The organism is Nostoc sp., assembly GCF_036918245.1.
Classification (GTDB): domain Bacteria; phylum Cyanobacteriota; class Cyanobacteriia; order Cyanobacteriales; family Nostocaceae; genus Nostoc.
The window spans coordinates 14,570-28,758 of sequence record NZ_JBALEF010000061.1 but is presented as its reverse complement, the minus strand read 5'-3'; the positions used below and the strand labels follow the sequence as shown (position 1 = coordinate 28,758).

Here is a 14,189-nt window from a genome sequence, read left to right as displayed (position 1 = left end):
GTATTTGGTAAAAGTTCGCCAAGATAATCACTCAAAGCAAGCTAGCAGCACTGAGATTTGATTTTCAAGTGATATCATGTCCGCATAATTAGTTATGATTCCCACAGTCATTGCACCCCACACGCCAGTCGCTCATGGGGGAAACCCCCAAGACCGCGCTGGCTCCCCTTAATCCCCTCCCCGCAAGCGGGGAGGGGAGACAAAGTGTAGCTTTGGCGGGGTGGGGTGATTCGGGTTTGATAAGTAATCAAGCGGACATGATATGAGATCAGGAATGGTGTAGTTCAATTACTTCGCATCCCGTTTAGATCACAAAAGGTTCAAGTTCCGTGTTATGCCACTCTTGTTCAAGCCGTTCAGTAATCAACGGTCTGATGATAAACTTGGGCGGCATACCATCGAGAACATCAATCCGCACACATGAATAAGGCAGTCGGTTCTGGAAATTGTAGTTATGACGACCCACAAATAGCATTGAATCCGCAACTTTCCGAGTGGGTTTACCTGCAATCTCAGCAAAAGTTTCCATCAATTCAGTCCCTTCTCGCCGTTGATAGCGGGGACGATGACCGCTACCACCAGAGATAATGCAGTTAATCTGCGAGTCTGCAAATCCGGTATCAGTTGTGCAAAGATGCTCTAAACAGTGAGCGTGACCATTTAAAATCAAATCGACTATGGGACGTTCTTTAATTAGGGAACCAAGAGTTTCTGCCACTTGTTCAAACACCCAGCGCAAGCGGTGGCGAACCGCCAAGGTTTGTGCCTGATTCCACTTGGTAGCTTCTGTAACGTAGGGGGGATGGTGGAAAAAGATTACACGTCCGCGCACTTCGGTGGTGTTCCAAGATTCAATTAGTCTGCTTCGCAACCATTCAAGTTGTTCAAAGTCGATCGCAGGCATTTGATGAGATGCTAGTTGTTTTTCAATGTCAATTTTGATTTCGTTTATTTGGTCTAATTTGGCACTAAGGTCATCAAGTTGTTCCGCTTCGGTGGGTTTATCTGGGTTGAGGCGTAGCTTGCCGCCGTAGGCATCGTATATTTTCAAAATCTGCAATTCTTCTCGATCGATCTCATGGCGACGCTTTTGTAATTCCCGGCGGTAAATTTCTCCCTCTTGAGTTGCAGGTAAAGGTGAGGGCGTATTAAAGGTATTAGAATCCAGTGCAAAAAAGTCAATCCCACCGTAACGAAAGGTGTAATAACGATTGGGTAAACGGGTAAACTGTCCAGGTTCATAACGCAAACAGCGCCCTGTGTCGGTCTTTGCAGTGTAGTGCCGATCTAAATGACCTTCTAACTCTTGTGGAGACATCACTTGAGTGTAGTCCATAAATGCCCGTGCATAAGCATTACCTTGATACGAGCCATGCCAGCCAATCTCGATATCTTTATAGCGGAACAGGCGACGCAGTGACGATGTTGTGCCAGTCAATAAACGGTACATCAACGGTACATCGTAGTAATCATGATTACCAAGTACTGGCAAGAACGGTAGATTAAACACCATGCGGTCATAAGGAATGCCTTTCGGGTTGTCACCACCGACAAGAAATTCCCGGTAAGGCTCAATAAAGTTTGTTGAATAATATTCTTGGGAACCCACCACATAGATTACATCGCCAGTGTGCAACACAAAGCTGCAATCATCGCGGTGAGTCAGCATCAGTTCGGCAACTTTTCGTTGGGGGTGGTGTCGAGAATGGGATTTAGTGCCGGAATCACCAATAACCATAAAGGAAAATTCTGGATTATCCTGCCTGCGATCGTCAATAACTATACTAGTTTGGTCAATTCCCCGTTGCACAAAACTTGGATGCATCCACCGCACCCGTTCCTTCATCTTTTGAATTTTCACAGGAATCGGTGGATCGGAAATCAATTTCATGGCTGATAACTCTTGAATGCCTAATGCACACGCCGATTGTAACGAAATAATAAGGATTTAATTGTCATTTGTCATTTGTCATTTGCTAATAGACCTCTTGCACGAATGCAAAACTAGCCCTCATCCCCCAACCCCTTCTCCCAAAATTGGGAGAAGGGGAGACAATTTCAAAGTCCCTCTCCCAAGCTTGGGAGAGGGATTTAGGGTGAGGGCAAGGATTCATGCAAGAAGTCTAATGTCTCATGCCCAATTCCCAAATCCTTACGGCAAATTTTCTCGCAGTAATGCTCGAAAGCCTGCTTGTTGAAAATGCTCATCGGCAGTCAGTGCTTCAGTGATTCCGCTATATTGCATCACAATAAAAGATACGCAATTGACAAACCCCCATTCTTTCTCTGTTCGTTCGCGATATAGCTGGAAAGCACGTTCGTAGAGTTCTTGGGAAAGGGGGACAATTTCTACTTTGGAGTCTGCTACTAGAGAATTTAATAATATGATTGCCGCCTGACGATAAGGTTGTTGGGATAAGGCATTGCCAATTTCCAACATCACCGCCTGTGTCGTCACCAAACGAGTTTCTGCTGCTTGTAACATTTTAGCCAAATGTAAAGCTCGGTCATGCAAGCGATCGCTCGGTGCAGATAAGGCAATGGCAAATGATGTATCAAGAAAGACTTCAGAATGCATGAAAAGTTTACTTACTGTATAAATATTTATCTATATTGGCAGACCAGTCAGGTGGCCCTTCGAGGTTGAGCGATCGCGCCGTTTGCAGAAATGATACCGTTTCATGTTCGCTTGGCGGTAAAATTTCAATACTGATTCGCACGCGGGTATTAATTGGCAGTGCGATCGCTTCAGCTGGATAGAACACTTTGCCATTAAACACAGCTGTGATTTTTTGTATCATTTTCCTTAGAAAGTTCTTCTAGTCTATCCTAAGCTGGTTGTGGTGATACCGATAGGGTAGACGACCCGATAAGTAGTGAAGATACGTATACTTATTTTACAAATTATCTCGATGTTTCAAAATTGCCTAAACCACCAACTGAATTACACCCCACTGTCCATTTGTTAACCAAGAAGAGTCAGATTTTGCTACTTTCTCAATAACTTCTGGTTTTAAACCAACTGCTACTTCTGACTTTAGGGTGCGTAGAGCTACCATTGGCACGGGTAGGTAGCAGACTATATCTGCAATGTCGGTGGTAAGTTCCCAGTGGCAATCGCCTAATAATCTGCGATAATTGGCATCTCCTTTGACTATAACCAAACTCGCATTCGCTAACTCATTTTTGAGGTAGTTGGGTATTTCCCAAAAAGCTAAAGGCGATGTCCAAAAGTAATCTTCAGATAGTACTAAACGCCCTGATGCAATATTGTCCTCCAATCTTTTAGTAAAGGATGTAACTTGTTGATTTCCACTAGCAGCTAAAAAACTTGTTGTGTAATGTACATCCTTAATCATGGCATCAGATACAAAAGTTGGATGTGGCTTTAAGTGTAGGTAAACCCGATCAGCTAGTCCGCTACTTAACAAAAAATCAACTAAACATAAATCACAAACAAGTTCAAAACCAGCATTGTCTACAACAAAATCAATCCGTCCTCCTTGAGAGTTGATTAACAATTCCGTGACTTGGGAGGCATTATTTACTATGATGTGAGCTAGTTGGGTTTGAATATCAAAACGACTGCGATCGCTCTCAGACGCTGACCATAAACTTAAGTCAACTCGATTTCCCCACAAAGCAAAATATAACAGTGCTATTAAAGCTGTTTGATTTGATTCTCCCTTCAGTTGTGAATTATCTAACCAATTGTTAGCCTGACCGCACAGTAGAATAATCGAATCCAGAGATGCTTCTAAACTTTGAGACTTTTGTAACTCAAATGGATCGACACCTTGCCAGGCACCAGGGCGAAAATAATTAGTAATTTCTAGAATTAACCGAAAAAAATAAGTTTCAGCAAAAAACCAAGGAACATCAACCCAACGCTGACCTTTGTAGAATTCTAAATATGTATTCCAGGCTAAAAAATCTACAGCAGTCTTATTTAAAAGAGGTTGCACATATCCTGCTGGCAATTCTGTAGCCAGGTTTTCTAAGCTGGTATTAATTTCAGACGAAAAATTATTTTCAGCGATAACTTTGCGAGCGATCGCAGGCATTCGTTGAGTAACTGTAAACTCAGTAAAAGAACCGACTTCTGACCCCAAAAGAGACGGTGGTATGGGTAATCTGGGGATGTGGGGTATATTCACTACAAACTTTGATTTTCCTGATCTTTTTAGTTATTCTAACCCTGTATGCGACTTGATTTCAAACCTAATTAACTCAAAAGTGGGATAAATCCACCAATGCTGCAAACAAAGCATTTAAGAAAGTCAGAAAAAAAGACTGATTATTGTAGAGACGGCGATTCATCGCGTCTCTTGTTTTAACCAAACAGTATTGGGAGTGGTGCTTTTCGTTGTTGTGGAAGCCATGAAAGATTGGGAATTTGATGTAGAAGTAAAGCTTTTATTAGAGAAATACTAAAATTATAGGGAGATGCGGAGATTGATTCCAGTACTCCTAAATTGTCTAGAGTGAATCATTAGTATCGCCAAAGGATCTCATCTGTAACTCGACTGCGTTGACGTAACTTCGATCGTTCAAAACTTGCGCTGGTAACTTATTAGCCCTGATAGCAGCTTGAACCACATCTTTCGCAGTCAAGTATCCGGTTTGATATTTGAATAACAAAGTGCCCCCACTAGGAATACCCTGGTCTTTTAAATAACCTTGATAAGCTAGAAAGGCAAGATTAAAGGGTTGCAGATATTTGGCATCTGTGGGATTTTTACGTAAAGTATTAGAGTTGACATCTGTATTTATTTGTCTACCACTATTGTTAGTATTAGCTGTTTGAGCGCCAGCAATTCCAGGGATAAAAGCAATAGAAGTAATGATAAGTGCAGAATTAAACAAGGTTGTGAGTTTCATGTTTTTATCCTCAGTAGAGATAAATTAGTATTTTTTAGTAATAGAGTCTTAATTTTCATCAATCTCAAACTCTTGCCATTAGTCCATCATATTTGTTGATTCATTACTCACACACATTTTGGAGCCAAATGATTTTCAAAAATCTTGAAAAAACAAGATATTAATAGAATTAATACATGTTAATAATGAAGTATTGTGAAAATAAATTTATTATGAACTGTGACAAAGTTGTAATTGATAAAATGATCTAAGCTACACCTTAAAAGCACAGAACTAACTTAGATCATTCAAAATTCCCAAAACCCATCATCTTATAGGCAATAAAAGCAGTATCAAAGGATTTCAGGTGATTGGCATTAGTGGAATAGCTAGGGAAAGTGTCAAAGTTGACGGCTGTGTTTATTGATGGGCTATTGTGATTCTTGGATGAATGAAAGCAAGTGATTTTAAGCATAGAATTAATCCAAGCAATAATATGTGCAGAAGTTAGCGAGTTTGTGAATTTCATAGAGTTATCCTCAACTAGAACAAAGTGCAATCAGTATTCTCTAGTAATAGAGTTCACTGTTTGATTCATCTCAATCTTTTTTCGGAAGTTTACCAGATGGGTTGATTTGTTAATTACCCGAACTGGTGAGTTAAATTTACCCAAATTGGAAAAATGGGGAATTAGGAGAAAGTTAAGTAATAACTTGAAAGAGGCAAAGATATGCTAAATAAAATCCTTAGCCGACAAGTATTTCTAGAAGATGCATTAGCGTAGCTCGCCGCAGGCATCGCCTATTCACATCTCTAAAGATTTTTTGCTTAAGGCTATCAACCGAAATCTAACTTTGTTTTGGCTAATTAACTTTGCATACCAATATGTTAGAAAATCTTGATGATGGAAGCAAATGCTTTTGATTTTCAAATTGATAAATAAAAGTGATTGCAATTAATATCTGGAGGGAAATCTTCCAACTCATTGCCTCTTCGTGACTTATGGACTATTTTGGCAGCGTCACGGGTTCCATAAATTCACTACAAATAAGCTGATAGTGTCAAAATGTTATATGTATAGTTTATTTACAAAGTCATTTATGCCAAAAGCAATTTGGAATGGAGCTGTTTTAGCCGAGAGTGATAATACCGTAGTTGTGGAGGGCAACCATTATTTCCCTGTTGACACCATTAACAAACAGTACTTTACTGAAACCAACACTCACACTACTTGTCCTTGGAAAGGTGTCGCTAGCTACTACAGTATAGAAGTTGATGGGCAAGTCAACAAAGATGCTGCTTGGTATTATCCCAGCAGCAAGGAGAAGGCTAAGAATATTGAAGGTTATGTCGCCTTCTGGAAGGGTGTAAAAGTCGAGGCTTAATAAAGGTTCCTGGAAGTATTTTAGTTGCAGGTAATTGATATTACATTCGACTAATTGCCCATAAAATACTTAGCCCGCGCACGCGGGCTAAGTATTTAAACTATTTTATTTACGAATTTATTTGAATACGTAATTATACCTTCGGCTTGCGAAATGCTGCTTGCTTTCTCTTCGCCAGCCAAGCCAGACTACCAGCAAGTATAGTACCAGCGATCGCACTTGGTTCGGGTACTGGTTTCGATATGATAAAACCATTAGGGGCTGAGATAGTTATGTTACCTCCTAGTCCTGAATTATTGCTATCATCAGCGATCGCACTTGGTTTGCGTACTGGTTTCAATATAACAAGGTCAGGGATTGTAAGAGTTATGTTACCTCCTGCTCCTGAATGATTGCTACCAGAAGCGATCGCGCTTGGTTGGGGTACTGGTTTCAATATCAAAGCATCGGGTCTCACTGTAAGAGTATTGGTTGTAATAGTTATGTTACCTCCTACTCCTGAATGATTGCTACCAGCAGCGATCGCACTTGGTTCGGGTACTGGTTTCGATATAATAGCACCAGGTTTCAATATCAAAGTACCAGAGTTGATAGTTATGTTGCCTGCTGATCCTGAATTAATATTACCAGCCTTAATTTCCACGTTATTATTTAAACCAAGATTAGCAGTAGAGATATTTAAAGTGCCGCTGTTGATGATGATGCCGTTAGAAGTCCCGATGCTACTATAATCTTGGACAATCAGTTTACTAGTATTAATCTCAGTATTGTTGCTGCTAACTAAGTGACTATGATCGGTGAGCGTCACCACATCACTAGCATTAATCTCAATATTATTATTGCTGCTGATAGTGGTATTGATAAGTCTTAAGTTACTATCTATCTTAAAATTGTCGCCGCTAACAGTGCTATTGGTAAAGGTTAGGTTCTTAGAATTGTAAGCATTGATATTACCAGCGATCGCTAGCCCAGAAAGTGTAACATCGGCGGCGCTAATGTTAAACACGGGGAATTGATTATTGCTACTGATGGTAAGTAAGTTAGCACCTGGGCCATTAATAGTGAGATTTTTAGCGTAGGCGTAGCCCGCCGCAGGCATCGCAAGTGCCCCACTTGTCAGGGTAATTGTACTGGGATTACTACCCAATAGGAACTCTACCACGTCATTGCTAGTTGCAGTGTTGATAGCATCTCGCAATGAGCCAAAGCCACTATCATCAAGATTGTTAACCGTCAAAGTAGCAGCTTGGGCTGATTCCACTTGCATTATCACCCAGCCCAGAGCAACAGCTGTGGAAATAGCTTGAGCAACAGCCTTTTTTCTATTGTTTTTTATCACTTAAAACTCCTCAGATTTAGAGCAAGCAAGTATATTGAATGATGTTCAAGTTTATAACGTCTAACAAAATAAAATATAAGTATAATCTAGGGGTGCTGGTGTTGATTGATTAAACAAACGCTTGACCATCCAAATTTATGCCATCCCAGACTGAAGAATTTACTATTGGTGTCGAAGAAGAATATCAAATTATCGATCCCACGACGCGAGAACTAAGTTCGCGTGTGGAGCATATTCTTCCAAAAGCCCAGAAAGCAATTGGTTCAGAGGTGCAGCCAGAAGCCCAGCAATCGCAGATAGAAATTGGTACGCCCATCTGTAGAACACTTGCAGATGTACGCTCTGAGCTTGTTCGTTTGCGCTACGAAGTGATTGCGGCGGCGGCTAAGGACGGTAAGCAAATTGCTGCTGCTGGGACGCACCCGTTCTCACATTGGGATGAACAGCAGATCACGCCCAAAGAACGTTATCAAGATTTGATGCGAGATTATCAACAACTCACCCGTGAACTAGTCATCTTTGGCTGTCATGTGCATGTGGGAATTAGCGATCGCTCTACTGCCATCCAGGTGATGAACCGGACTCGTGTATGGCTTTCCCCACTTTTGGCACTGGCAGCATCTTCACCTTTTTGGTTAGGTACGGATACAGGGTATGCAAGCTATCGTACCGAAATTTGGAGCCGATGGCCTATATCTGGAATACCACTGATTTTCGAGTCCTTAACCGATTACGAAGCGCTTGTACAAATTTTAGTAGAGACAAAAAGTGTCGCGGAGGCGACGAAGATTTATTGGGATGTGCGTTTGTCTGAGCGCTTTCCAACAATAGAGTTTCGAGTCACGGATGTCTGCCAGACAGTAGACGAAGCAGTAATGGTAGCAGGGCTTGTACGTGCTTTGGTGCGAACTTGCTACGAAGAAGTCATAACTGATAAACCGTTTCACCCAGTGCGTCACGAACTTATACGTGCTGCTCACTGGCGTGCCGCACGTTATGGATTAGATGAGGATTTAATTGACATTAGCGCTATAAAAGCTGTTCCGGCACGGGAGATGGTTGAGAGCTTTCTCAGTTTCGTGCGTCCATCGCTTGAGGAGTACGGAGAATGGGATGAAGTCTCGTCTCTTGTACATAGAACGATGGAGTTTGGAAATGGTGCAACACGACAACGCGAAATTTACAAACAAACGGGGCGTTTTTCAGATGTCGTCGATTTAATCGTCCAAGAAACAGCAAAAGGGATAGCTTTAGTATAAAGATTTGGATATTGCAGTCCTAGCCATCCACACAAAATGATGTTTGAGATAAAATGCGGCTAATCACTAGTCTAAAGAAATTTGACCCAATTTGTTCACAGTTCCTTTGACTTCAATTGCTTTTATTCTCGTGAATCTGAAGTTGTGCTGTTAATAGTATAAAACTTGTATTGATAAGTTTTGCTTAAGTTGTGGTAACGATCGCATAAGCGTTTGCCACAAATGGATAAGCATTCGTAACCAAACAGGTTGTGTTGTTAACGATCGCATAAGCGTTTGCCACAAATGGATAAGCATTCGTAACCAAACAGGTTGTGTTGGTAACAAACGGACAAGCTGTGGTAACGACAATAACTTTATTCTTAACGTCCGCTTCTGTGTTAGTAACAAATGGACAAGCTGTTGTTACTACGGGAACTTCATTTGTAACGTTGCTGCTACAAAATTGCTCAAATTCATGTAAAGAGGATTTTCGCCAAGCTTCGCATCGCACGAGTAACAAGATTATTCTGATGCCAAGCTCGATAGAAATCGGGGTAAGGCATATTCTGGGCGCACTTCCAGGCTAAATCGTTGTATTCATTATTTTTTGATTGCCAATAACTACTTAAAGTGTTGACTACCTCAAAGCGATGTTTATTATTCTGTAGAATATCCCCTAAGCTTGATGCTGCCAGACAACGGGTGTAGTTATTCACATCCTTTGATTGCAGCAGTTGCACCAAGGCAGCAATCGCAATTTCATTGCCAGGATCGATTTTCCCTAAGCTTGATGCTGCCTGCGTACGGATGCGGTCTTTCACATCCTTTGATTGCAGCAGTTGCACCAAAGCAGCGATCGCAATTTTATTGCTAGTGCCGATTTCCCCTAAGCTAGATGCTGCCTGCCAACGGGTGTTATCATCCACATCCTTTGATTGCAACAGTCGCACCAAGGCTGCGATCGCAATTTCATTGCCAGTGCCGATTTTCCCTAAACTATATGCTGCCGGCCTACGGGTGCGGTCTTTCACATCCTTTGATTGCAGCAGTTCCACCAAGGCGGCGATCGCAATTTCATTGCCAGGGTCGATTTTCCCTAAACTATATGCTGCCAGCCAACGGGTAAAGTCATCCACAGTAGTTGATTGCAGCAGTTCCACTAAGGCGGCGATCGCAAATTCATTGCCAGTGCCGATTTCCCCTAAACTATATGCTGGCCGCCAACGGTTGTCGTCATCCACAGTTGTTAATTGCAGCAGTTCCACCAAGGCGGCGATCGCAATTTCATTGCCAGGGTCGATTTTCCCTAAACTATATGCTGCCAGCCAACGGGTAAAGTCATCCACAGTAGTTGATTGCAGCAGTTCCACTAAGGCGGCGATCGCAAATTCATTGCCAGTGCCGATTTCCCCTAAACTATATGCTGTCCGCCAACGGTTGTTGTCATCCACAGTTGTTAATTGCACCAGTTGCACCAAGGCGGCGATCGCAATTTCATTGCCAGGGTCGATTTTCCCTAAACTATATGCTGCCTGCCAACGGGTGGAGTTATCCACAGTAGTTGATTGCAGCAGTTCCACTAAGGCGGCAATCGCTTTTGTACGGTCTGTCTGTTGCAGTACTGACTTAGCTTCCTTTGCAATTTGATCAACAAACTTTACCCACTTCAGTTTTTTGATGCTGAAGCCACACTTGACAATTTGCGCTACTATTTTTTCATCAGTTGTAAAATCATCTCTATACTCGGCAATTCCTGCGGCTGCTAGAAAATAGGCGCGATCTTCATAAATTCTTAGAGAACATCCATCTTTAAAGTTGACTAAAGAATTGATAAACTGTTGCTTTTGCTGTTTTAGCCTTTCTTCTGGTCGCCCTAACCAAAGTAATATTGTTTGCTTCCATTGCGGTTCAAAGATGCGATAAGTTCCTTGACTGGGATTTTTAGGAACGTGGTTAAGAAAAAAATGCCAGTCATCAATTGCTATAGCAGCAAAGTACTCTTGAAATGAAGCATGAAAGAAAGCGTAAACAGGTTTTCTCTGTTCATCTTTACCTATACAATTCAGCCAGCCGCGATTTAGTGCCAATTTCAGCAGCACCTTATCTTTCTCTTCCTTAAAGACAGAATTAACTAAATCCTCCCGCAAGCGAAAACGGGTTGCTTTTTCGTCTATTGCCTTTTTAGCTAACTCCCCTAGTTTGACATTGAGTTCCTGACGCTGATCATCAGATGTTGTAGCAAATTCGTCTTGCTTCCACTTGTAGAAATCATCAACAAATTGCTTATAGAGTCCAGCTTGAGTATCCGGTAACTTCCCTTCTCCCCATTGCCCATTCAAGCATAGCAGCGTTAACCGCAGAGGATTTTTTATTAAATCCTGAATTCGTTTATTATCTGATTCTTTCAACGTCAAGCATAACCGCTTCCCTGTTTCGGGAATTTCAATTTTATTGAACCATTTATCAATAAATGTCTCTACTTGTTCTGGATAAGAAAAATCTAAAGTGCGATAGGTATCAAAATCATCAAGTGCATTCATATTGCCATCCCACAGATTAACCCGACAAGTCAGCACAATTCGCGCTTGAGAAATTAACCCTGCTTCACGGAATTGTCGTGCAATTTCTGTGAGAGGATTACCTGAAGATGCGGACATTTCATCTAACCCATCTAGCAGCAACCAGACATTATTTTGATTAAACAGAGCAACAAAATCATTCTTCAGTTGCTCAGTGGGTTCAGCTTTACCTGTTTTTTCGGCAACCTGAGTTAACCAACTCTCGAACAGATAAGATTTTAATTCCTTGTGTCGCAAATCTGCTAAAGATACCCAAATGACAATGGACTGGTGAATATCACGAGATACCCAATCAGCAATCTGCTGTAATAGTGTTGTCTTTCCCGCGCCTGGTTCGCCAATAATCGCAATTCGCTTACCTTGACTTTTAGGCGTATTCTTCTGTTTGAGAACTTGTTCAAGAAAAGCATCATGCTCAAATGTTTTGGTGATTTCTGTCTCCTTGTACAGTTCTGACCCCTGTTCTGGAGAAATATCACCCTGAGGCTTGGATGGTTTTTTGCGCTCAACTAATCCCAGTGGTACGTAAACATCATCAACTTGCAAGGCGACTCCTTCAGTTGATGTCAGAGGATTTGTAGTCAGCTTTCGCCGTTCTGCTATTTCACAGCAGATTTCGCGCCAGTCATCGGGAGTTAACTTTGTCCCATCCTCCCCTTGAGACGACTTCAGTCAGTTGTAAGTATTGGTCTGTTGCTCAATATTGATTTGTTGGGCAACCATTGCACCTTTCTCAGCTTTTATTTCCTCTGCTAATTTTGCAAACTTGTTAATAATTGAGGGCTGTGACTTGATTTCATCTGCTAATTTTTGAATTTCCTTAGCACTCTCAGACTGGTCATTGTTAACTGCTGCTTCCACTTCTACAACAGCTTGAGCAATTTCTGGATCTTGTTCTGCTGCTGCTTTGAGTTCCAGCACTGCTTGACCATAATCTAAACGCTGCGGTTCATTTCCCTCTACAGCACTGGTGAGTAATGGCGATTTATTCTTCTGGCGGAGTAATCCGATTAACTTACCACCTAGCGTCCATGTAGCATCACCAATGTTTTCGCCAATTTTCTCCTGTGCTTTAGTCCAAAGCGTAGTAGCGATCGCAGTAGCAACAGCCGTCAGTGTCACAGTTACCATAAATTCACTACAAATTGAATTGATATAGAAATTTCTCGGCTCAATACCTTTTGCAATTTTTCACAGAGAATATCACGAATACCACGCACAACCTGATAAGTTGAATTTTAACTCAAATAATTTGAGTGGTTTGACTAGAATCAGCGTTGAAGAATAAGAACACCTAATTGGAACCCAAGAAATCCTCGAATGATCAATCAGACTATCATCAACTCGTAAGAATTCAGCACCCAGGAGTCAGAAGTCAGAATTTATAAGGAGTTTAGCACTGATGGAAACAGCAGATGTCATTGTGATCGGCAGTGGTCAAGGAGGCATTCCACTGGCGGCTGATTTTGCCAATGAGGGGCGTAAGGTTGTCTTGTTTGAGCGGGATGCTTTAGGCGGCAGTTGCATCAACTATGGCTGCACTCCGTCCAAAGCGTTCTTAGCAGCGGCTCATGCAGCAGGGCGGGCGCGCCAGGGCAATAAGTTAGGCATCCACACGCAGGTTGAAGTGGATTTTCCCGCAGTCATGGAGCGAGTTCGGGGAATCCGCAGCAGCTTTAATCAGGGGATTCGCAAGCGATTGGAGACTGCGGGTGTCAAAGTCATTTGTGCCGAAGCTTCTTTTGTGGGTGAACGGACGGTCAAAGGTGGGGATGTTACCCTTCAGGCTCCTCTGGTAATCATTAACACAGGCACGTCATCGCTGATTCCTGACATTCCCGGACTTGCAGGAACTCCCTACCTGACCAACCGCAACTTCTTTGACTTGAACACCTTACCAGCCCGTTTATTGGTGATTGGAGGCGGCTATATTGGCTTGGAATTGGGACAAGGATTAGCGCGTTTGGGCAGTCAGACCCACTTAATTGTGCGGGGCGATCGCGTCCTCGATCGGGAAGAGGCTGATGTCAGCAAGGTCTTAGCAGAAGCATTAAAACAGGATGGCATTGGGCTGCACTTTGGAGTTAATGTGAATCACGTCGCCCACGAGAGTAATGTGTTTAGCCTGACCCTGAGCAGTGGCGAACAACTCCAGGGAGAAGCGTTGCTGGTTGTGACTGGACGCAAACCCAATACAAGCCGATTAAATGCAGCCGCCAGCAAAATTGAGCTAGACGATCGAGGGTTTATCAAAATTGATGAGCAGTTCCATACTACCTGTTCTGGAGTTTATGCAATCGGGGATGCTGCCAAACAGCCTGCCTTTACGCACGTCTCCTGGGAGGACTATCGCCGCTTAAAAGCAATTTTGTGTGGAGAAAACCGGACACGGAGCGATCGTGTCCTTGGCTATGCGGTTTACACAGAACCCCAGGTGGGGCGAGTGGGTATGACGTTAGAACAGGCTCACAAACAAGGCATCAACGCGCGTGCTGTCACGTTACCCATGAGCCAAATTGCGCGTGCGATCGAGTGGGGGCATGACCTCGGATTTTATCGCATGGTGATCGACAGCGACACAGACAAAATCCTGGGAGCAACTCTGGTGGGGTACGAAACTGCTGAACTGGTGCATGTATTTTTATCCCTGATGGAAGCAGGAGCAACTTGGCAGTTGTTAGAGCGATCAGTTCACATCCATCCCACCTATGGTGAAGCTTTACCCAGTCTGGCACGGTTGCTGCTTGGAGATAACATGCCAGAGTGTCCGAATATGTGAAGAGGT

13 protein-coding genes are annotated in these 14,189 nt (G+C 42.6%); 3 read left to right on the top strand and 10 right to left on the bottom strand.

What is annotated here, in order from left to right:
* Positions 1–304: 304 nt before the first annotated feature.
* From V7L12_RS17370 to V7L12_RS17345, 6 genes are all read right to left on the bottom strand, one after another.
* Complete coding sequence (locus V7L12_RS17370; protein ID WP_335086035.1) at positions 305–1,891, bottom strand: metallophosphoesterase family protein; 1,587 nt, start codon at positions 1,889–1,891, stop codon at positions 305–307.
* A 261-nt stretch (positions 1,892–2,152) separates the two neighbouring features.
* On the bottom strand, positions 2,153–2,578 hold the full coding sequence (locus V7L12_RS17365) for a type II toxin-antitoxin system VapC family toxin (RefSeq protein WP_335086033.1): 426 nt from the start codon (positions 2,576–2,578) through the stop codon (positions 2,153–2,155).
* A gap of 7 nt (positions 2,579–2,585) precedes the next feature.
* Positions 2,586–2,801: a hypothetical protein gene (locus V7L12_RS17360; protein WP_334818677.1), complete on the bottom strand. Its 216-nt coding sequence runs from the start codon at positions 2,799–2,801 to the stop codon at positions 2,586–2,588.
* Between the two features lie 126 nt (positions 2,802–2,927).
* A complete protein-coding gene (locus tag V7L12_RS17355) occupies positions 2,928–4,157 on the bottom strand; it encodes a damage-control phosphatase ARMT1 family protein (RefSeq protein WP_335086031.1) in 1,230 nt (409 codons plus the stop codon).
* A gap of 322 nt (positions 4,158–4,479) precedes the next feature.
* The gene (locus V7L12_RS17350) at positions 4,480–4,881 is read right to left on the bottom strand and encodes a hypothetical protein (RefSeq protein ID WP_335086029.1); all 402 of its coding nucleotides are present in this window, start codon (positions 4,879–4,881) and stop codon (positions 4,480–4,482) included.
* A gap of 283 nt (positions 4,882–5,164) precedes the next feature.
* Positions 5,165–5,389 carry a hypothetical protein gene (locus V7L12_RS17345; protein WP_335086027.1) on the bottom strand — a complete coding sequence of 75 codons (225 nt, stop codon included), beginning with the start codon at positions 5,387–5,389 and terminating at the stop codon, positions 5,165–5,167.
* Between the two features lie 571 nt (positions 5,390–5,960).
* Between V7L12_RS17345 and V7L12_RS17340 the strand changes: the two genes are divergently transcribed.
* Positions 5,961–6,245: a DUF427 domain-containing protein gene (locus tag V7L12_RS17340; protein ID WP_335086026.1), complete on the top strand. Its 285-nt coding sequence runs from the start codon at positions 5,961–5,963 to the stop codon at positions 6,243–6,245.
* A gap of 133 nt (positions 6,246–6,378) precedes the next feature.
* Here the strand turns inward: V7L12_RS17340 and V7L12_RS17335 are convergent, their stop codons facing one another.
* Positions 6,379–7,584, bottom strand: coding sequence for a PEP-CTERM sorting domain-containing protein (locus tag V7L12_RS17335; protein WP_335086024.1), 1,206 nt, complete (start codon positions 7,582–7,584; stop codon positions 6,379–6,381).
* Positions 7,585–7,721: 137 nt separating this feature from the next.
* On the opposite strand from V7L12_RS17335, the gene V7L12_RS17330 reads away from it, so the two are divergent.
* On the top strand, positions 7,722–8,843 hold the full coding sequence (locus V7L12_RS17330) for a carboxylate-amine ligase (RefSeq protein ID WP_335086022.1): 1,122 nt from the start codon (positions 7,722–7,724) through the stop codon (positions 8,841–8,843).
* A gap of 184 nt (positions 8,844–9,027) precedes the next feature.
* On the opposite strand, the gene V7L12_RS17325 is transcribed toward V7L12_RS17330, so the two are convergent.
* The 3 genes from V7L12_RS17325 to V7L12_RS17315 all read right to left on the bottom strand — a co-directional run bounded on the left by V7L12_RS17325 (position 9,028) and on the right by V7L12_RS17315 (position 12,535).
* On the bottom strand, positions 9,028–9,336 hold the full coding sequence (locus V7L12_RS17325) for a hypothetical protein (protein WP_335086020.1): 309 nt from the start codon (positions 9,334–9,336) through the stop codon (positions 9,028–9,030).
* Positions 9,299–11,950, bottom strand: coding sequence for an NACHT domain-containing protein (locus V7L12_RS17320; RefSeq protein ID WP_335086018.1), 2,652 nt, complete (start codon positions 11,948–11,950; stop codon positions 9,299–9,301). Before V7L12_RS17320 ends, V7L12_RS17325 begins: the two co-directional genes overlap by 38 nt.
* A gap of 126 nt (positions 11,951–12,076) precedes the next feature.
* The gene (locus tag V7L12_RS17315) at positions 12,077–12,535 is read right to left on the bottom strand and encodes a hypothetical protein (RefSeq protein ID WP_335086017.1); all 459 of its coding nucleotides are present in this window, start codon (positions 12,533–12,535) and stop codon (positions 12,077–12,079) included.
* A 271-nt stretch (positions 12,536–12,806) separates the two neighbouring features.
* Between V7L12_RS17315 and V7L12_RS17310 the strand changes: the two genes are divergently transcribed.
* A complete protein-coding gene (locus V7L12_RS17310; protein WP_335086015.1) occupies positions 12,807–14,183 on the top strand; it encodes a dihydrolipoyl dehydrogenase family protein in 1,377 nt (458 codons plus the stop codon).
* Positions 14,184–14,189 lie beyond the last annotated feature (6 nt).